Here is a 20,072-nt window from a genome sequence, read left to right on the forward strand (position 1 = left end):
CGTAAGATTTTAAAAGGCACGGACCGGAAGTCCGTGCCTGATGATTAGATTATTATAAATTAACCCAGCAGGGCTTTAACCTGCTTGTAAACATTCTCTCCGGTGAAGCCGAGCTTCTCGTCGAGCACCTTGTAAGGAGCAGAGAAACCGAAGCTCTCCAGACCCCATACTGTACCGTCGGCACCTACCAGACCCTCGAGGTTTACTGGCAGACCTGCTGTGAGACCGAATTTCTTAACGCCAGCAGGCAGGATGCTCTGCTGATACTCCTTGCTCTGGCTGCGGAACAGACCCTCAGAAGGAACGCTTACGATGCGCACCTTAACGCCATCCTCGCGGAGCAGTTTAGCACCAGCCTCGAGGGTAGAAACCTCAGAACCTGAAGCCAGCAGGATAACATCAAACTTCTCGTCTGAGCCTGCTACAACATAAGCACCCTTAGTAGCTTGGTTATAGTCGTTGCCCTCGGGCAGCATCTCGATGTTCTGACGTGAGAAGATAAGTGCTGTAGGTGTATCTACATTTTCCATAGCCATGCGCCAGCAGACGGTTGTCTCCTCTGCATCAGCAGGACGAACTACCAATACAGAGTTCTTGCCGTGGTGGTTCTTCAGCTTCTCCATCAATCGAATCTGTGCCTCCTGCTCTACAGGCTCGTGGGTAGGACCATCCTCACCAACACGGAAGGCATCGTGAGTCCAGATGAACTTCACGGGCAGTTCCATCAGGGCAGCCATACGAACGGCAGGCTTCATGTAGTCAGAGAATACGAAGAAGGTACCGCAAGCGGGGATGACACCACCGTGTAGAGCCATACCGATACAGCAACATGCCATGGTGAGCTCAGCAACACCAGCCTCGAAGAAGGCACCGCTGAAGTCGCCGCGAACCATATCCTTGGTCTTCTTGAGGAAGCCGTTTGTATTATCAGAGTTTGAAAGGTCGGCTGATGCACAAATCATGTTGGGCACTTGCTCAGCCAACTGACCGAGAACGGTAGCCGATGCGTTACGTGTAGCGCAACCGGGCTTCTGCTCAACCTTGCTCCAGTCGATCTTTGGAGCCTTACCGCTGAACCACTCCTCCAACTGCTTAGCCTTCTCGGGGTTAGCCTTAGCCCACTCAGCCTTCTCAGCGTAGCGCTCTGCAACAATTTTCTTCAGCTCCTCAGCACGCTTAGCATACATCTCCTTAACCTCGGGGAAGATCTGGAATGGATTCTCAGGATCAGCACCCAGGTTCTTCATCGTGTTGATGTAAGCGTCACCACCGAGCGGTGCACCGTGAGTAGCGCAGTTGCTCTCATATGATGTGTTGTCGGCCTTACGGGCACCCTTACCCATAACGCAGTGACCGATAATCAGACTTGGACGCTCCTTCTCGGCCTGAGCCTTCTTGATAGCCTCACGAATCTGGTCAACATCGTTACCGTCGATTTTCTGTACATACCAGCCCCATGCCTCGTACTTCTTAGCTGTGTCCTCGCAGGTCACAACCTCTGTCTTTGTAGAGAGCTGGATATCGTTAGCGTCGTAGAACATGATGAGGTTGTCCAGACCCAGGTTACCGGCGATACGACCAGCACCCTGTGAAATCTCCTCCTGCACACCACCGTCAGAGATGTATGCATAGATGGTCTGATTCATGACGTTGCCCAGACGAGCCTTCAGGAACTTAGCGGCGATAGCAGCACCAACAGCGAAACAGTGACCCTGTCCGAGAGGACCAGAGGTGTTCTCGATGCCGCGCTCAATCTCGCGCTCGGGGTGACCGGGAGTTACTGAGCCCCACTGGCGCAGGTTTTTCAGATCCTCCAATGTGAACTTGCCTATCAGAGCCAACTGGCTGTAGAGCATTGGAGCCATATGACCGGGATCGAGGAAGAAACGGTCACGACCCTCCCATGCGGGGTTCTCGGGGTCGTAAACCAAGAACTCACTATACAGAGTGTTGATGAAGTCAGCACCACCCATAGCACCGCCGGGGTGTCCCGACTTGGCTTTTTCAACCATCGAAGCAGCGAGGATACGGATATTATCCGCTGCTTTGTTCATAACTTTGTTGTCGTTCATAATTTGTTTAACTACTGTTTATATTATATATACTTATTTCTTATTATCTACGGCAGCCTGCTCAATGGGGAGACACTGCTTGTAGTTCTCGATGTATTTCTCGAATCCTGCGACATCTTCTGGGGTGGGGGCGATGCTCACACCTGTATTGCCTGCGAATACCACTGTCTCCAGGTAATCGGCCAGTGACAATTTATTGGGGTTGTTCACCACGTAGCCAGCCAGCAGGGCGATACCCCACGCACCGCCTTCGCCAGCAGTCTCCATCACACTGATAGGACTGTTCAGGGCTGCAGCCAGCATACGCTGACCTACACCGGCAGTCTTAAAGTAGCCACCGTGACCAGTGATGCGATCCACGCGAATCATCTCGTCCTTAAACAGAATATCGTTACCGATTTTCAATACACCGATGGCACCGTAGAGATGGGCACGCATGAAGTTGGCCAAGTTGAACTTGTCATTAGCTGAGCGCACAAACATGGGACGACCCTCGCTGAGACCTGTTACGGGTTCACCGCTGACGTAATTGTATGCCATCAGACCACCGCAGTCAGCATCACCCTCCAATGCCTTGTTAAACAGTTTTCCGAAAAGCTCGTTCATATCCACTTTTAAGCCCATCAGCTGTTGATATTCCTTAAATAAACCTACCCAGGCATTGATGTCTGAAGTACAGTTGTTGCAGTGTACCATAGCTACCAGACTTCCGTCAGGTGTTGTCACCATGTCAATCATCTCGTAGGGCTTTGAAAGCGGCTTTTCTAATACAATCATTGAGAAAGAAGAGGTTCCTGCGCTCACGTTACCTGTGCGCTGCTTTACAGCATTGGTAGCTACCATACCTGTGCCGGCATCACCTTCTGGAGGACATACCGGACATCCAGGCTTCAGATGACCACTTACGTCCAGTTTCTTGGCACCTTCGGGAGTCAGGAAACCAGCGTTTTCGCCAGCATTCAGACTCTTTGGCAGAATGTCGAGTAATTTCCAGCTGAAGCCTTTGGGTGCAATCAGCTCATCGAATTTCTTCACCATCTCGGCATCGTAGGTCTTTGTGGCGGGGTCAACAGGAATCATACCTGATGCATCACCAACACCCAGTACAAACTCGCCAGTTACCTGCCAGTGCACATAACCTGCCAGTGTTGTCAGGTATTTGATGTCTTTTACGTGCTCCTCATTGTCAAGGATGCACTGATACAGGTGTGAGATGCTCCAGCGAAGGGGAATGTTATAATTAAACAGTTCTGATAGCTTGGCAGCAGCTTTGCCTGTATTCGTGTTACGCCATGTGCGGAAAGGCACCAGAATCTGCTGGTCTTTGTTGAAGGCCATGTAGCCGTGCATCATGGCTGAGAAGCCGATGGCAGCCAGTGTCTCAAGCTCACAGTCATACTGCTTCTGCACGTCTTTGCGTAGCTCGGCATAACAGTCCTGCAGTCCATACCATACAGCCTCGGTAGAGTAGGTCCACAGTCCGTCAACGAGCTGATTCTCCCACTCGTGTGAGCCCTGAGCAATGGGGTTGTTGTCTTGGTCGATAAGTACGGCCTTGATGCGTGTGGAACCGAATTCGATTCCCAAAATGGCTTTACCAGCCTCAATGGTTTGTTTTGCGGTCATTGTTTTTCTAAGTTTTGAAGTTTTGACTGCAAAGTTAACACTTATTTTGCGAATGGCCAAATTATTTCAAATAAATAATGAAAAATGATGCTTGGTTTTAGGCGCTATGATGGTCGGTAGGAGTGCTTGATATGGAAATCAGTGGTTTTGACATCGTCAAGTAGGGACTTAGAGGTCGTAACCCTATGGTTTACGCATCGTAAACCTATGGTTTGTGAGTCCAAAACCTATGGTTTAGCATCTCTAAATCAGTGGTTTTTAAAAAGCGGCAGAATAAGGCGTTGTTTCTGTGGGGGAAATAAGGCCTCCCCCTCATATTGGAGTCCCCCTTATAGGGGGACGAAAATATGGAGGGGGCGAGACCTCAGAAGGGGGTTAGTCGAAGAAACCAGGTTGCTTGTAAGGGATACCCAATTCCCGGTCAACCGTTGCAAGGATGCCTTGAACCTGACCAAGTGCAAACATGCGTCCCAGAAGGGTGTAGCCGGCATTGTGTCCGTGACTGCTTTCGTCCATAATACCACCAGGTTCGTCAGTGAACGTCATACCGTGGTCAACACGCATAGGAAGTGCAGGGTTCTCTTTTTCGAAAATACGGCACAGCTCAATCAGATCGGCACGTCCGCCTAAGTGACTTGCTTCGGTAAAATCGCCGTTGGGGAAAATGTGGCATGAGCGGAGATGAACAAAATGGGTGCGAGAAGCAAATTCCTTTGCCAGCTCAACCACATTGTTGTAAGCACCGGCGCTCAGTGAACCTGCACAGAATGTCAGACCGTTGTGCTTGTTGGGTACTGCATTTAAGAACCAGCGAATGTCCTCTTCGGTACGTACAATACGCGGTAAACCGAGGATTTCAATTGGGGGATCGTCAGGGTGTACGCACATGTTGATATTGCACTCCTCGCAGACAGGCATGATGGCCTCAAGGAAGTATTTCATGTTTTCGCGTAACTGCTTCTTGTCTATGCCTTTATATAAGTCAAGGAATTCGCGGAATTTCTGGATTGGAGCTTCGTCGTTTTCGCTGAAATTACCAGATACGAAACCCTGTGTTTTGATGACGATAGTCTCTACCAACTTGTGGTCTTTTTCGGGTGTCATGGTCTTGGCAAGCTCGTCGCATTCGGCTATGACGCTGCGACCTTCTCCCCAACCTTCGGGAAACTGGAAATTCTCCCATTCCTCGCGAGCACCAGGGCGCTTCAGGATGTAAATGTCGAAATAGGCAAATTCGGCATAGTTGAAGTAGAGGTTGGTGGCACCGTTGGGGTTGTCGTGGAATAAGTCTGTACGGGCCCAGTCAAGTACGGGCATAAAGTTGTAGCAGATGCAGTTGATGCCTTCTGCGGCAAGATTGCGCAGGCTCTCTTTGTATACTTCAATCTGTTGGTCACGGTCAGGACCGCCATATTTGATAGTTTCGACCACGGGGAGCGATTCTACCACGCTCCAGCGCATGCCATAGCTTTCAATATACTCGCGCAGTTCGCGAATTTTTTCACGTGTCCACACTTGGCCAAGGGGTACATCGTGCAGGGCAGTAACAATGCCCTCAACGCCAATCTGTCTCAGTTGGGCAAGCGTTATCTTGTCTTTCTTGCCAAACCATCTCCAAGTTCTTTCCATTTCTTTCTTTTTGTTTGTTAAAGGTTTTCGAAATTTCATGCAAAGGTACTGGAAATATTTTATATCACCATCAAAATTTGGTTCAAAATTATGTAATTTCGTTTACTTTTCGCTAAAGCGTGAATATTTGTTTCATTTTTTGGTGGTATCAATTTTTCTTCGTACCTTTGCACGTCAAAAATAAAATAAGTACAAATAAGATATGGCAAAGAGATTCGCCGAACATAACGGCTTGAACCTGACACAGGTGAATAACGAGATTCTGGAGAAGTGGATGAAGGATGATATCTTTCATCGCAGCATTGATGAACGTGAGGGCTGTCCTCAGTTTGTATTCTTCGAGGGTCCTCCCTCTGCAAACGGTCATCCAGGTATCCACCATGTGCTGGGTCGCTCATTGAAGGATACGTTTAACCGTTATAAGACCATGCAGGGCTTCCAGGTGAAGCGTAAGGCCGGTTGGGATACTCATGGTCTGCCTGTAGAACTTGGTGTCGAAAAAGAACTGGGTATTACTAAGGCTGATATTGACAACAAGGAAAGTGATAAGTATATCTCAACGGAGGATTACAATAAGAAGTGTCGTGAAAACGTGATGAAGTTTACCGCAGAATGGCGTGAACTGACTGAGCGTATGGGCTATTTTGTAGACCTGGATAATCCTTATATCACTTACGATAATAAGTATATAGAGACTTTGTGGTACCTTTTGAAGAAATTCTATGAGAAGGGTCTACTTTATAAAGGTTATACCATTCAGCCTTACAGTCCTGCAGCCGGTACAGGCTTGTCGAGTCATGAGCTGAACCAGCCTGGTTGCTATCGTGACGTGAAGGATACTACTTGCACGGCACTCTTCAAAATGAAGAATCCAAAGGCTGAGATGACAGAATGGGGTACACCATATTTTATGGCTTGGACAACAACGCCTTGGACGCTGGCTGCAAACTCGGCTCTCTGTGTAGGCCCAAAGATTGATTATGTGGCGCTGCAAACCTATAATCCATATACTGCCGAGAAAATTACGGTGGTGATGGCTGAGGCACGTGTAGCTGCTTATTTTGATACTGCAGCAGAGATTACTGATGGCGGCGAGATGCCAGAATTCAAGAAGGGTGAGAAGTTCTTGCCTTATCGTGTGGTAGGTCGCTATAAAGGTACTGACCTCGTAGGTATGGAGTACGAACAGTTGTTGCCAATGATTAAGCCTATGGGCGATGCCTTCAAGGTGATTCCTGGTGACTATGTGACGACAGAGGATGGCGCTGGTATTGTGCATATCGCGCCCAACTTCGGTGCTGACGACGCCTTTGTTGCTAAGAAGGCAGGAATCTGTCCTATTGTACTGATTGATAAGAAGGGCAACGAACGTCCTGTTGTTGATCTGCAGGGTAAGTATTTTGTACTTGAAGATCTCGATGCAGAATTCGTTAATAAATATGTAGATGTAGAGAAGTGGGGTAAATATGCTGGTCGTTATGTGAAGAACGCCTATGATGAGAACCTCACCGATAAGGATGAAACTCTTGATATTTCCATCTGCATGGATCTTAAGGCAGAAGGCAAAGCCTTTAAGATTGAGAAGCATGTTCACAACTATCCACACTGTTGGCGTACGGATAAGCCCGTGCTCTATTATCCGCTGGATTCATGGTTCATTAAGAGTTCTGCTTGCAAGGAGCGCATGAGCCAGTTGAATACTACTATTGGCTGGCATCCAGAGTCAACAGGTACAGGCCGCTTTGGTAACTGGTTGGAGAATCTGAATGACTGGAACCTCTCCCGTTCACGCTTCTGGGGTACACCACTGCCTATCTGGCGTAGTGAGGATGGCGAGGAAAAATGTATTGGCAGTCTGGAGGAACTCTACAACGAAATAGAAAAGGCTGTTGCTGCAGGTGTGATGACCTCTAATCCATTGAAGGAGAAGGGCTTCGTACCTGGTGATATGTCGAAGGAAAACTACGACAAGATTGATATGCACCGTCCGTACGTGGATTATATTGTTTTGGTGAGCGACAGTGGTAAGCCCATGAAGCGCGAGAGCGACTTGATAGACGTATGGTTCGACTCTGGTTCTATGCCATATGCCCAGATTCACTACCCATTTGAGAATCGCGAGCTCATCGATAATAATAAGGCATTCCCTGCAGACTTTATCAATGAGGGCGTGGACCAGACACGAGGCTGGTTCTTCACGCTTCACGCTATTGCAACGATGATTTTCGATTCTGTTGCTTTTAAGAACGTGATATCTACAGGTCTTGTGCTTGATGCTAAGGGAAATAAAATGTCGAAGCACGTGGGCAATGTAATCAATCCTTTCGAGATGATTGATAAGTACGGCTCTGATGCTGTGCGTTTCTATATGATTACAAACTCAGAACCTTGGGATAACCTGAAGTTCGATCCAGAGGGCGTGGCTGAAATCAGTCGTAAGTTCTTTGGTACCTTATATAATACATACTCACTCTTCGCGATGTATGCTAATGTGGATAACTTCGATCCGAAAGCTCCACAGATTCCCGTTGAGAAGCGTCCTGAGTTTGACAGATGGATTTTGTCTTGTCTGAATTCATTGGTGAAGGGCGTAGAGGAAGAGATGAATGGCTTTGATCCCACCCGTGCAGGACGACTCATAGATAAGTTTGTTGACGAGGACCTCTCTAACTGGTATGTGCGTCTGAACAAGAAACGCTTCTGGGGTAAGGAGATGGATGAGGATAAGTTGGCTGCATATCAGACGCTTTACGAGTGCTTGATGACTGTTTCTAAACTCCTGGCTCCGTTTGCTCCGTTCTTCGCAGATCGTATCTACTGTGATATGGGTGGCGAGATGGACAGCGTGCACTTGGAGAAATTCCCCGTAGCTAATATGTCATTGGTGAATGCTGACCTGGAACAGCGTATGGAGATTGCTCAGCGCATTACTACCGTTGTGCTGTCACTGCGCAAGAAGGAAGGCATTGCCGTGAAGCAGCCTCTGCAGACCTTGATGATTCCACCCGTGGACGAGGCTCAACGCATCGCAATCGAGAGCGTGAAGCAGATTTTCCTGCAGGAAGTGAACGTGAAGGACGTGAAATTCGTTGAGGGTCAGGGTATCCTGGTGAAGAAAGTGAAGTGTAACTTCCGTACGATGGGTAAGAAGTTTGGCAAGGACATGAAGGCCGTTGCTGCTGCTGTTACTGACATGACACAGGAGCAGATTGCTGAACTGGAGACCAACGGAAAGGTGCAGTTGGGTAGCTATGAGATTCTGGCCGAGGACGTTGAGGTAATCAGTGAGGATATTCCTGGATGGCTGGTTGGCAACGATGGTAACCTGACTATTGCTCTCGATATCACGCTGACTGACGAGCTGCGTGCAGAGGGTATGGCCCGTACGCTTGTGAACCGCATTCAGAACATTCGTAAGAAGAGCGGATTGGAGATTACTGACCGTATCCGCGTACAGATAGAACCCAACGCGGCTGTAATGAAGGCTGTGGAGGACTTTGGCGACTATATCGCCCGTCAGGTGCTGGCCGATGAGGTCAAGCTGGAGGCCAATGAGGGACAGTCTGTTGAATTTGATGATTTTAAACTGAATATCAATATTACTAAATCTTAAGACTTATGGCGGAAAAGACACGCTACACTGACGAGGAGCTCGAGGAGTTCCGTCAGATAATCAATGAGAAGTTGGCCTTGGCCAAACGTGACTACGACCAAATGATGGCTTCGCTGACCAATCAGGATTCTAACGATGTGGATGACACATCACCCACCTACAAGGCATTGGAGGAGGGTAGTGCTACGCAGTCAAAGGAAGACTTGATTCAGTTTGCAGCACGTCAGCAAAAGTTTATTCAGGGACTTAAAGCTGCCCTCGTACGTATTGAGAATAAGACATATGGCATTGACCGCATCACAGGAAAACTTATTCCTGCTGAGCGTCTGCGTGCTGTACCTCATGCTACGTTGAGCGTTGAGTCAAAGCAGATTGAAAAGCAAAAGAAGTGAATAAGGCTAAAGAAATCGTGACTAAAGGAAGATTGGCGGTGATACTAATCATCGCCATCCTCCTTATTGACCAGTTTATTAAAATATGGGTGAAGACCCACATGGAGTTACATGAGAGTATCCGAGTGACCAACTGGTTCTATATTGCTTTTATCGAAAACAACGGTATGGCTTATGGTATGCAGATTGGTTCGAAGTTACTTCTTTCACTTTTCCGTGTAGTAGCCATAGGTGCTCTAGGGTATTATATCTGGCTTCAATCTAAAAAAACTAATGTTCGTTGGGGATATATTGTCTGCTTGTCTATGATATTGGCAGGTGCTGCAGGCAACCTAATTGACTGTATGTTCTATGGTTTATGTTTTGATGCCTCTACTGTAGGACACGTTAGTCAGTATGTAGGTTTGGGCAATGGCTATGAGTCGTTCCTCATGGGACGGGTGGTGGATATGTTTTATTTTCCCCTCATTGTCACGACTTATCCCGATTGGTTCCCTGTTTGTGGAGGTGAGGATTTTATCTTCTTTAGTCCCGTATTTAATTTTGCCGACTCGAGTATTAGTGTTGGAGTAGTAGCTTTATTGCTGTTCTTCAGAAAAGAAATCGGTCAGATTTCATTTAGGAAGAAATGAAGAAATATCTGCTGTTTGCCGTAGGCGTTTTTACAATGATGGTTGGATGCAAACCCGGTACGCCGAGTGAATATATTCAGCCTGACGACATGGAGGATATCCTTGTTGAGTATCATATGGCTAAAGCTATGGCCGGCCAGTATGACGGGTCATATGAGGAGCGTAATTATCAACAGGCTTTGTATATTGAGGCTGTATTGCGTAAGCATGGTGTGACTCAGGAGCAGTTTGACTCTTCACTAGTCTATTATTATCGTCGTGCTGACAGGTTTGATAAACTTTATCAGAATGTAGCCGACAGACTTGAGGAACAGGCTTTGTCGCTTGGTGCTACAGAAGGTGAGATTGGTAAGTTTGCTTCTCTTAGTGCTACTGGTGATACGGCTAATATCTGGACAGAGCGTTCGCGCTATGCAATGATGCCAGTCCCTCCTTATAATCGTTGGTCGTTTGAAGTATCAGTAGATACGGCTTTTTATAATGGGGATAGCTTTCTTATGCAGTTTATGTCTGACTTTATGTTCCAGGATGGTATGCGTAGTTGTACGCTAAATATCGCAGTGACCTATGATAATGACACTACAATCAGTAAAAATATAGTGTTCTCTTATGCAGGTCTGACTCAACTGCGTATCCCTGCTTACGAAAATCATGCAGTCAAGCGTCTTCGCGGCTATTTCTATCTGGCTGGTGGTAGTGATCGTACAACGACTACACGCCTTTTATTCCTGGATAATATTCAGTTGATACGTTTTCATAATGAACAGCATGAAGAGAATCAGAAAGATAGCGTCGAATCAGATAGTATTGGAGGACAAATCCGTCTTGACTCAGTCGGTGGTGGAAATCTCCCAAGGGGAGGTCTTAAAATGGTATCCATTGACTCAGGAGTTACCCAACACGGAATGGTTAGGCGGACAAGTTTGCCTGAGAAGAGATAAAGATGGTGTGCTGAGGGCATACTATAATAATAAGGTAGTAGAATAAACAACTAAAAATCTATACGAATATGAATACAAAAGTGCGTTTGGCAGTAATGAACTTCTTGGAGTTCGCTGTATGGGGTGCATACCTCACTTGTATGGGTAATTATCTGGGAAAGGCTGGCCTAGGTGAAAATATTGCATGGTTTTATGCCATACAGGGTATCGTTTCCATCTTTATGCCCACACTAATGGGTATTGTGGCAGATAAATGGATACAGCCCCAGCGATTGCTTGGTCTTTGTCATCTGTTGGCTGGTGTCTTCATGCTTGGCTGTTGGTGGATGGGTGTGCAGGCTGGTTTTGGCAACGAATTGCCCAATAAGTCACTCTTTATCGCTATGTATACCTTGAGTGTGGCATTTTTTATGCCTACCATCGCTTTGGCAAACACTGCAGCTTTCTCCATATTGAAGAAGAATGGTATGGACACCGTGAAAGACTTTCCTCCAATCCGTGTATTGGGAACAGTCGGTTTTATTGCTACAATGTGGTTTGTTAATTGCGCAGTGTGGGAAGATGGTTCGTTTTCGTTCACCCTGGCGGAAAATTCGCATAAGTTCCAGTACACCTATATGCAATTTTTTGTATCAGGTTTGTTGAGTGTCTTGCTCTGTGCTTACTGTTTTACCCTGCCTGAGTGTCCATTGAAGAAACAGGAAGATGGAAAGAACAAATCTATTGTGGAGTCTTTGGGATTGAATGCCTTTAAACTCTTCAAAACCAAGAAGATGGCTTTCTTCTTTATTTTCTCAGCTTTGCTTGGTATGTGTTTGCAAGTGACAAATGGTTATGCAGGACCTTTTATCACGAGTTTTAAGGGTAATCCGGATTTCGCAGATACTTTTGCTGCCAATAATGCAACGTTGTTGACTAGTATCTCTCAGATTAGTGAGGCATTATGTATCTTGATGATACCTTTCTTCCTGAAGCGTTTTGGTATCAAGATAGTTATGCTGATGTCTATGTTTGCCTGGGTATTCCGCTTCGGTTTCTTCGGCGTTGGTGACCCTGCTATGCCTGGTGTTATCTTCTTTGTCCTTTCTTGTATCGTCTACGGTGTTGCTTTCGACTTCTTCAACGTGTCGGGGGGTATCTTCGTTGATCAGGAATGTGCACCCGATATAAAGGCATCAGCCCAGGGCTTGTTTATGATGATGACAAATGGTATTGGTGCTACTATCGGTACGCTGATTGCTGGCGAGGTGGTGAATTACTTCTGTCAGTGGGAAGGCGACTATCTAATGGGTGAGTGGCAGAGTTGTTGGTTTATTTTTGCTGCTTTTGCATTGGTAGTAGGCGTATCATTTGCCTTGGTTTTCAATCCTGATAAGAATAAGAAATAAGTATGAAGCGTACGCTTTTGAGATTTGAGAATGTGCAGCAGGTGGTTGGTGGCGATGGGATGGCTGTCATCATACTGACCGACGGGGAACGAAAACGTGCCTTGTCTGTGGTGTGCGACGAACCCATGAGTCAGCAACTACAGATGCGCATGGCAAATCCAAAGGCTTGCCGGACCATGTTGCCAGAGACGCTGGTGAGTCTGTTACCGGAATCCTACGAGATGCTGATTTGTGGACTTTTCGAGGGCCAGTATCAGGTTATGCTGATGAATAATATTGGTGATAGTGTCCGTTTACGCATGAGTGATGCCGTGTTGCTGAGTCTCATATCTGATATTCCGCTTTATATTGAGGATAACTTGATGGAACGGCAGTGTTTTCCTTTCGATGAGAGGGCACAGAAGATAGCGATTCCTATTAATACGATGGACCTTTCCAGACTGCAGTCGGCTTTGGCTGATGCTGTTGAGAATGAGAATTATGAACTAGCTTCACAATTGCGTGACGAAATAAACAAGAGACATCATGAAAGAGACTAGATATTTCTTTGTGCCTGATGCTGCTAAGCAGATAGAATTGCCTGATGATGAAGCCGTTCATGCAGTCAGAGTGTTGCGTATGCAGGCTGGTGACGAGATGATGCTGTTGGATGGTCAAGGCTCTTTCTATCGAGCTGTTTTGACCCTTACTACGCAGAAACGTTGTCAGTATGAGATTGTTGAGACACTGCCTCAGAAACGTCAATGGAAGGGTTGTATTCATCTGGCTATCGCTCCGACCAAACTGATGGATAGGATAGAATGGATGGCGGAGAAAGCTACAGAGGTTGGTCTGGATAAACTGTCATTTTTGGATTGTGCTTTTTCAGAACGTAAGACGCTGAAACTTCCACGTGTTGAGAAAATCGTGGTGTCGGCAGTTAAGCAAAGTCGTAAGGCATATATGCCGGAACTGACGGAAATGACACCATTCAAGAACTTTATTCAACAACACACTTCAGGGCATCGTTATATCGCACATTGCTATGACGAGGTGCCTCGTGTGAACCTGTTTGATGAATTGAAAGCTGTCAATGAGGATGAAGATACTTTGGTGATGATAGGTCCTGAGGGCGACTTCTCTATTGACGAAGTGCGTTTTGCTGTTGACGCTGGCTTTATTTCTGTTGATTTAGGAAAGAGTCGCTTGCGTACAGAGACGGCCGGTCTATCGGCAGTAATGATGATGCAACTTGCAAAACAATGCTGAGCAATTGGTAAAATAATGTTGATATGAAAAAACTACTGATATTTGCGCTTCTTTTTTGTTCTCAACTATCGTTGCAGGCACAGACTGATAGTCTGAATATCCGTGAGGTCTTCAAACTGATGCCTGACAGTCTTTTGCCATATCTGACACAGAACAATAGGCTTGATATGATTGATTTCATGGATGCTAAGATGAAAGCTGCTGTAGATAATCAGTTGGGTGGCGAGAGCGAGATGACGTATCTCTCAGACGACTCCCTTTGTATTAAGATGAATGAGTCGATGACCTTGGAATTGAAGATGCTCCGTGATGAGAAAGAGCCTATTGTCTTTATGAAGCGCACCTATCAAATTACAGAACGCCAAAAGGAGATCCTGATTGGCAGGTATTCATCCTCTTGGCGTCCTATATCTGATGTCTCTGTAAAATCTACGCTTTTAAAACGTGATGAAGAGATGCTTGAGAAATCTTACTTTTGATTACCTTGCTGGCCGCGTCTTTGCTGTTGTTGCATCTGTGGCCAGTTGAACTGAGGCTTGTTGCGATTAAATCGTCTGAACACGTGGCGATAGAATTTATCCTCAGCCTTCAGCACGGCATATACTTTCGATGCAGGCAATAAATCCAAGAAACGTTCGTGGTAAGTTTTCTGTATTCGCTTCATCTCCAAATCGATATCATCACGCTCCTTGATAGCCTTCATGCATGAAGACTCGTCATTTGGCGTCATTGTAACTAGTTTGCGCTGACAATCATACAGTCCGCGTTGTTTGTTCTGCATCTCCCTGTATACGGGGAAGAATTTCGCAGCCTCTTGTGGCGACAATTTTGCCTCGTTGATGATAAATAGATGCAGTTCTGCGTCAAATTTCTCCGGCGAGAATTTCTGCTCTTCCTGAGGTTCGTGTGCACTGATTGTCAAGGCTGCAATGAATAGGAAAAATAACATTAATCCCTTTTTCATAACTTTTCCTCCTTCTTACATATCAGCCAGCAGGCTGGCATAGATTTCATTGTTGTCGAACATGGCATAGTCAGTGGCTTCGTCAATGTACGAGTCATTGTATTCTGTTGCATGTTGAGAGAAATTTCCTTTCATCGTCTCGTTAGTCTGCTTGTCCAGGTTTTGGTAAATGACCACACCAAAGACGGCTATGCAGACGCATGCAGCAGCATAGAGTAGCGGCCTCAGTCGCTTGATTAATGCGGGTTTCTGTTCCTTTTGTGCTGGTATCTTATTCATGATATCGCCCGCCAACTGCTCAAAGTATCCTTCGGGCACCGTAAACGGGTTTTTGTTACCCATTTTGTTTCTAATGTAATCCTCTTCGTAGTTCATAGTTTCGTATCCTTTTTCTTTTTGACGTATAAAAATTATTATGGTTTAATCGAATTGTTTAAAAAACTCTGTTATTTTTTTGACGGCAATATGGTAGGAGGCTTTCAGTGCCCCTTCAGAGGTTCCAAGTGTCTTGCTGATATCGCTGTATTTCATATCATCGTAGTAGCGAAGCAGGAATACCGTACGCTGAACCTCTGGGAGTGACGCGATAGCCTGTTGCAGCTGTGCTTCTTTCTCGTCACCATCAAAATATTCGTCAGCCATCAGTTGGTTGGCGATACCCGTCTCTATATTATCGGCGCTGAGCGTTGGCCTGTTTTTCTGCTTACGTAAGAAGTCGAGCGCCTCGTTGATTGCTATTCGTGACAGCCAGGTAATCAGTTTGGAATCGCCGTGAAAACTGTCAAGCGAACTCCATGCTTTAATAAATGCGTTTTGTAGTACGTCATTACTGTCTTCATGTGTGATGACTAAACGACGTACCTGCCAGTATAGCTGTTCGCTATATTGACGCACCATTACTTCAAATCCCTTGCGGCGTGTGGCTGGGTCTTGAAGGAGCAACTTCAGTTGGTTATCATCTGTTGTTGACATTGTATCTGGTGTTCGGGCTTTAGTGTTTAAGACGCCTTACGGCATAAAAGGTTTAATTCGACGTGCTATTTGTTTGTCGTATTCATAGCGATCAGGCCATGCTTCCCATTTTCCCGTTTCCGGGTTGGGGTATAGGGTGTAGTAGTCGATGACTACTGGGATATGGGGTTTTACGCTGACATAGGACATCTTGATACCCTTCAGCGGATCCTCTTCGTCTGTATGTTCTCGTTGATAGCGTTTACCTTTATCACCTTCTGGACGCATATCGATGTTCATGCGTATCTTGTCAAGTGTCCACTCTTGAGCATCTGACATCAAAAATTTTACCATGTCGAATGGACGTTGTATACGTACGCATCCATGTGAGATGGTGCGCCTGTCGTAATTAAAGGCATTCTTATTGTTTGTATCATGCAGATAGACATCAAATTGGTTGTTGAAGCGGAAAATGATACGTCCAAGTGAGTTGCGTGGTCCGCTATGCTGGGCCACACGATAGGCTCCGCTACGCAATTGGGTACGAGTGATGTCTTTGGGCGATATGGTATCACCAGTATTTCTATGTACGATAAAATAGTCGTTTCGTGCGAAATAAGCAGAATCGCCGGCATGCTGACTTACCTCGTCGCGTAAAATGCTCCCTGGGATATTCCATTCAGGGTTTAGTTGTATCAGTCTTATCTTACTGGATAGTAAGGGCGTCTTTGTTTTCCATGCCCCGCAACAGATGCGCATTGAGAATACACTGTCAGGACGAATGGCCCATAACTGCTGTGACGGGATATTAATAAAAACATGCTTCTGCGTACTGTCTGTTTTTTGTGTGTGACGCCAGCGCAGACGTTCCATGTTACATAGAATGCGTTGACGTCCGTCTGGTGTGGAATCCGTTGTCAGACGCTCCTTTAGTTGATTATATACAGGGTGATGACTCTCTAGTCCTGCCAGGAAAAGCGAGGGATTCTCATCTGCAGCATGTGCAAGTGCCAGTTTTGTAAAATCTTCACTGGGTTGTTCTATGTCTACATCATAAACTATGCGGTATCCACCTTCCTTGCGCTTGTCCAGTCGGTTAAACACCTTATGAGGATTCATAAAACCATAGCGTTGTCCTAAAGCGTAACGTATGTATGCCTTACTGAGATTTAGTTCCAGTTCAGCCATCGTCTTCGTGACGCTAGTATTGGTAGAGTCAAAGTCCAACGTGCGGAAATGCTCCAAGTCCTTTAGAATCTCTGTTGTAAAAAAAGCTTTTGGAGTAAAACCAATCTTTTGAACCTCATTTTCAAGAAAGTGAACTGTCGTCTCAGCTTTCTCTATAAAATCCTCATTTTCGTCGTTCAACCATACCCACTCATTTCCTTCCTGATAATATCTACTTACCAATCTGTCGGCCTCCAATGAGTCCGTATGACTAGAAATGAATAGCCCAAGATGCTGTTGGGCATCTTGAGCGCTATCTGCAAGTAATTGCAGTCTTAGTCTTGCGGCCATATCTTCCTGCGACATAAAGATGTCGTTCTTGCAGGCCGTCATATTAAATAGAAGTGCGCAAGTGAAAAGACTTAACGCAATGTAATCTTTCGTACGGTTTTTCCTACTTTCAGAATGTAGCATCCTTTAGGCAGATTAAGTTCTACGCGTTGTGCAGGTCCTTCAATCTTGTATGATGCTACGGCTTTTCCTGTGAGGGATACAACTTCGAGCACCATTCCGTTTCCACCTTGCACGGTGACGGCATTCTTATCTAATTTTATAGTAGGTGTGGTTTCTTCTACTTGCTCTGCCACTCCCATCTCAGCAATCATTGTCATTGCCTGCGCAGGTATTGCGAAAGCAAGTGATATTGCTGTTGCGATTATGAGTAGTCTTTTTTGCATAAGCGTAATATTTATTTGGGGGCAAAGATAAAAAATATTTTCGAACTTTCCAAATATTTTAGCGAAAAATTCGTTGTTATACATCAAAGACCTTCATTTCGTCGGTTAGATAGGTGTTTGGGAATATCTCTTGTGCTTCTTTCAAAAGCACCGTTTCGTCGTTATATCGTGCGCTGTAATGCCCTAATAACAGTTTCCCAGCCTGTGCGTCGCGTGCAACCATTGCAGCTTGTTGAGCCGTTGAGTGATAGTATTTTTCTGCGCCGTCTTTTTTGTCCTGTGCATAGGTGCTTTCGTGATACAGCGTGTTGACTCCCTTTACCATTTTATGTAGTTCAGGCATGTAACGTGTATCCGAGCAATAGGCATACGAACGTGGCGCATCTGCTGGCGTCACTAGTTTCTCGTGGGGAATCAGTGTGCCGTCTGATAGGGTATAGCCTTGTCCTGACTTGATATTATTGATTTGTGACACGGGGATGTTGTACAGATCAATCATCTCGCGTCGGATATGCGGGAGTGAAGGCTTTTCACGGAAAAGATAGCCGGCACAAGGCATCCTGTGGTTCAGGGGAATTGTCTCTACCGTCAGTGAACGGTCTTCGTAAATCACCTGCTGCTTTTTGGTATCTACACCATGAAATTCCACTTTGTAGCCAATGTCATAGTTGAAAAACATATCCAGTTGGGCTTGCAGCATCGGTCTGAGTTCCTCTGGTGCATGGATGTGCAGTGTGGCAATTCGTCCTAGAAGTCCAAAAGTACTGATGATGCCGATAAGTCCGAAACAATGGTCACCGTGCAGGTGTGTAATAAAGATATGTCCCAGCTTCTCAAACGACAACCCCGAACGTCTTAGTTGTACCTGAGCGCCCTCACCACAGTCCACCATGAATAGTTTACCCCTGCATTCTACGACCTGCATGGATGACATGTGTCGTAATGTAGGCAAGGCACTTCCACATCCTAATATATGTACGCGAAATGGTTCCATTGGCGGTTACATGTCAAATTCATCGTCGTAGCCCTCGTCGAGCACAACGCCGTTAAGATCCTCTTCTGTATATTCCTCACCTGCAGGATGAGTGTATTCGTACGTCTCCTGGTCTTCGTCTGTTGATCGGAGTGTCAATTCATTGTCTGTCAGTTTGATGATATCATACACGAGAATCTCCTCTGCATCGATACCATCTTCCCTAGTTATCGTGAATTGCAACTGTCCATTGAATATCCTCCACGATTTATAGACGATGGTACTCTGATCGATACTTTCAGCTACACCACCTCGCAGAATGCGTACGCCTGTCTCGTTGCTGCCGTCCATTGGGTTTGGCATCACCCAATCGCCGTTGAGCATGGATTTATTGATAACGAGGATTGCCTGTGTCGTGTCAGAGTTGACAATAATTGCCATCTCATCACCAATGGCATAGCCACCCAGTACCTTACCTTTCTCGTTGGCTCTTGCTGTGCTGACGGTAATGGTGTCACCACCGTCAGTAATAATCTGTAAGGTGTTCATGGCAGAGCCCTCTGCACAGAATCCATAAATAGCGGTGTCGCGTAAGAGATAGTCCACTTTTTCTTCTTCAGAATCATTGCTGTTAGATGTCCCTTTCGGTCCGCAACTGATGCATAACACAATAGCAATAATTGCTGTTATGAATAAATTTTTTTTCATTGTTAGTCAGTTTTATTTTTCTTCCTTCTTTGCTTCATTCCATAGTTTATCCATTTCTTCTAACGACATCTCTGTCAGAGGTTTACCAGCCTTTATGCTATGCTCCTCTATATAGTTGAATCGATGGATAAATTTCCTGTTTGTACGTTCCAGTGCATCGTCAGGATTTAGCTTGTAGAGACGGGCTGCGTTGATGACAGAAAATAAGAAGTCACCCAGTTCGTTGGTCGATTTTTCCTTATCCTCTTTTGCCAACTCTTCCTCTAATTCTCTGAGTTCCTCGTGCACCTTGTTCCAAACATCCTCCTTCTGTTGCCAGTCGAAGCCCACGTTGCGTGCCTTGTCTTGAATACGATAAGCCTTGATGAGCGAGGGTAGGGCAGCTGGCACCCCGCTCAATACACTCTTGTTGCCGTCTTTCTCTTTCAGTTTAATCTGTTCCCAGTTCTGCAACACCTGTTCTGATGTCTTCGCATTGGCAAACTCGCGTTCCGAGTCATCCTCACCAAAGGGCAGAGGCTTAGGGTCTGGAGCACCCACCTGTGACGGATGATAGATATGTGGATGGCGGAAGATGAGCTTGTCTGTTTCTGTGTTCAGTACATCGGCAATATCGTAAAGCCCTTTCTCGCGTGCTATCATCGCATAGAAACACGTGTGCATCAGTACATCACCCAGTTCCTTCATCATGTCGTGCGAGTCACCGCGCATGATAGCGTCGCATAGTTCAAAGGTCTCTTCAATCGTGTTTGGTCGAAGACTTTCGCTTGTCTGTTTTTTGTCCCACGGGCATTTCTCCCTGAGTTGGTCCAGTACGTCAAGTAGACGTCCGAAGGCCTTCATTTGTTCTTCTCGTGTATGCATACCGTTTTTGTCACGTTTTTATTTTGTGATGCAAAGGTACGAAAACTATTCCGAATGACAAAAGATATTTTTAATTTTAAACGGATAAAAATCAGTCATTAAGTTTTCTTTGTTTCAATTTTTCTTTGTACCTTTGCAGGCAAATTTGAGAAAGCATTATTAAATAG

19 protein-coding genes are annotated in these 20,072 nt (G+C 45.8%); 8 read left to right on the top strand and 11 right to left on the bottom strand.

From position 1 onward, the window contains the following. Positions 1 to 59: 59 nt before the first annotated feature. The 3 genes from L6468_RS05400 to uxuA all read right to left on the bottom strand — a co-directional run bounded on the left by L6468_RS05400 (position 60) and on the right by uxuA (position 5,327). Positions 60 to 2,072, bottom strand: a complete 2,013-nt coding sequence (locus L6468_RS05400; RefSeq protein ID WP_091815799.1) for a transketolase family protein — start codon at positions 2,070 to 2,072, stop codon at positions 60 to 62. A 33-nt stretch (positions 2,073 to 2,105) separates the two neighbouring features. After that, positions 2,106 to 3,698 carry a xylulokinase gene (locus tag L6468_RS05405; protein WP_091815802.1) on the bottom strand — a complete coding sequence of 531 codons (1,593 nt, stop codon included), beginning with the start codon at positions 3,696 to 3,698 and terminating at the stop codon, positions 2,106 to 2,108. A gap of 375 nt (positions 3,699 to 4,073) precedes the next feature. Next, positions 4,074 to 5,327: a mannonate dehydratase gene (gene uxuA, locus L6468_RS05410; protein ID WP_091815906.1), complete on the bottom strand. Its 1,254-nt coding sequence runs from the start codon at positions 5,325 to 5,327 to the stop codon at positions 4,074 to 4,076. A gap of 202 nt (positions 5,328 to 5,529) precedes the next feature. Between uxuA and ileS the strand changes: the two genes are divergently transcribed. From ileS to L6468_RS05450, 8 genes are all read left to right on the top strand, one after another. After that, positions 5,530 to 8,940, top strand: a complete 3,411-nt coding sequence (ileS, locus tag L6468_RS05415; protein ID WP_237796129.1) for an isoleucine--tRNA ligase — start codon at positions 5,530 to 5,532, stop codon at positions 8,938 to 8,940. A gap of 5 nt (positions 8,941 to 8,945) precedes the next feature. Further along, positions 8,946 to 9,332 (top strand): TraR/DksA family transcriptional regulator, encoded by a 387-nt coding sequence (locus tag L6468_RS05420; RefSeq protein ID WP_091815809.1) that lies wholly within the window; start codon positions 8,946 to 8,948, stop codon positions 9,330 to 9,332. Then, a complete protein-coding gene (locus L6468_RS05425; RefSeq protein WP_091815812.1) occupies positions 9,329 to 9,964 on the top strand; it encodes a lipoprotein signal peptidase in 636 nt (211 codons plus the stop codon). Before L6468_RS05420 ends, L6468_RS05425 begins: the two co-directional genes overlap by 4 nt. Continuing rightward, a complete protein-coding gene (locus L6468_RS05430; RefSeq protein WP_091815815.1) occupies positions 9,961 to 10,905 on the top strand; it encodes a DUF4296 domain-containing protein in 945 nt (314 codons plus the stop codon). Before L6468_RS05425 ends, L6468_RS05430 begins: the two co-directional genes overlap by 4 nt. 68 nt (positions 10,906 to 10,973) lie before the next feature. Beyond that, entirely contained in the window at positions 10,974 to 12,293 is a 1,320-nt protein-coding gene (locus tag L6468_RS05435; protein ID WP_091815818.1) for an MFS transporter, read from the top strand. A 2-nt stretch (positions 12,294 to 12,295) separates the two neighbouring features. Further along, a complete protein-coding gene (locus tag L6468_RS05440; RefSeq protein WP_091815822.1) occupies positions 12,296 to 12,832 on the top strand; it encodes a bifunctional nuclease family protein in 537 nt (178 codons plus the stop codon). Continuing rightward, on the top strand, positions 12,819 to 13,541 hold the full coding sequence (locus L6468_RS05445) for a 16S rRNA (uracil(1498)-N(3))-methyltransferase (RefSeq protein ID WP_237796131.1): 723 nt from the start codon (positions 12,819 to 12,821) through the stop codon (positions 13,539 to 13,541). Before L6468_RS05440 ends, L6468_RS05445 begins: the two co-directional genes overlap by 14 nt. Positions 13,542 to 13,564: 23 nt before the next feature. Then, positions 13,565 to 14,020: a DUF3256 family protein gene (locus tag L6468_RS05450; RefSeq protein ID WP_237796138.1), complete on the top strand. Its 456-nt coding sequence runs from the start codon at positions 13,565 to 13,567 to the stop codon at positions 14,018 to 14,020. On the opposite strand, the gene L6468_RS05455 is transcribed toward L6468_RS05450, so the two are convergent. The 8 genes from L6468_RS05455 to mazG form a co-directional block, all read right to left on the bottom strand. Then, a complete protein-coding gene (locus L6468_RS05455; RefSeq protein WP_237796140.1) occupies positions 14,011 to 14,505 on the bottom strand; it encodes a hypothetical protein in 495 nt (164 codons plus the stop codon). The two genes, L6468_RS05450 and L6468_RS05455, sit on opposite strands and share 10 nt — an antisense overlap. 15 nt (positions 14,506 to 14,520) lie before the next feature. Further along, positions 14,521 to 14,880 carry a hypothetical protein gene (locus L6468_RS05460; protein WP_091815831.1) on the bottom strand — a complete coding sequence of 120 codons (360 nt, stop codon included), beginning with the start codon at positions 14,878 to 14,880 and terminating at the stop codon, positions 14,521 to 14,523. A 45-nt stretch (positions 14,881 to 14,925) separates the two neighbouring features. Beyond that, positions 14,926 to 15,477 (bottom strand): RNA polymerase sigma factor, encoded by a 552-nt coding sequence (locus L6468_RS05465; protein ID WP_237796142.1) that lies wholly within the window; start codon positions 15,475 to 15,477, stop codon positions 14,926 to 14,928. Between the two features lie 36 nt (positions 15,478 to 15,513). Further along, entirely contained in the window at positions 15,514 to 16,974 is a 1,461-nt protein-coding gene (locus L6468_RS05470; protein WP_237796149.1) for a L,D-transpeptidase family protein, read from the bottom strand. A 71-nt stretch (positions 16,975 to 17,045) separates the two neighbouring features. Next, a complete protein-coding gene (locus tag L6468_RS05475) occupies positions 17,046 to 17,444 on the bottom strand; it encodes a hypothetical protein (protein ID WP_143010105.1) in 399 nt (132 codons plus the stop codon). Then, complete coding sequence (locus tag L6468_RS05480) at positions 17,437 to 18,354, bottom strand: ribonuclease Z (RefSeq protein ID WP_091815843.1); 918 nt, start codon at positions 18,352 to 18,354, stop codon at positions 17,437 to 17,439. Before L6468_RS05480 ends, L6468_RS05475 begins: the two co-directional genes overlap by 8 nt. Positions 18,355 to 18,360: 6 nt before the next feature. Next, complete coding sequence (locus L6468_RS05485) at positions 18,361 to 19,041, bottom strand: lipocalin family protein (RefSeq protein WP_237796151.1); 681 nt, start codon at positions 19,039 to 19,041, stop codon at positions 18,361 to 18,363. Positions 19,042 to 19,053: 12 nt separating this feature from the next. Further along, positions 19,054 to 19,905, bottom strand: coding sequence for a nucleoside triphosphate pyrophosphohydrolase (mazG, locus tag L6468_RS05490; protein WP_237796163.1), 852 nt, complete (start codon positions 19,903 to 19,905; stop codon positions 19,054 to 19,056). Positions 19,906 to 20,072: the final 167 nt, after the last annotated feature.

This window comes from Prevotella communis (genome assembly GCF_022024115.1).
Classification (GTDB): domain Bacteria; phylum Bacteroidota; class Bacteroidia; order Bacteroidales; family Bacteroidaceae; genus Prevotella; species Prevotella communis.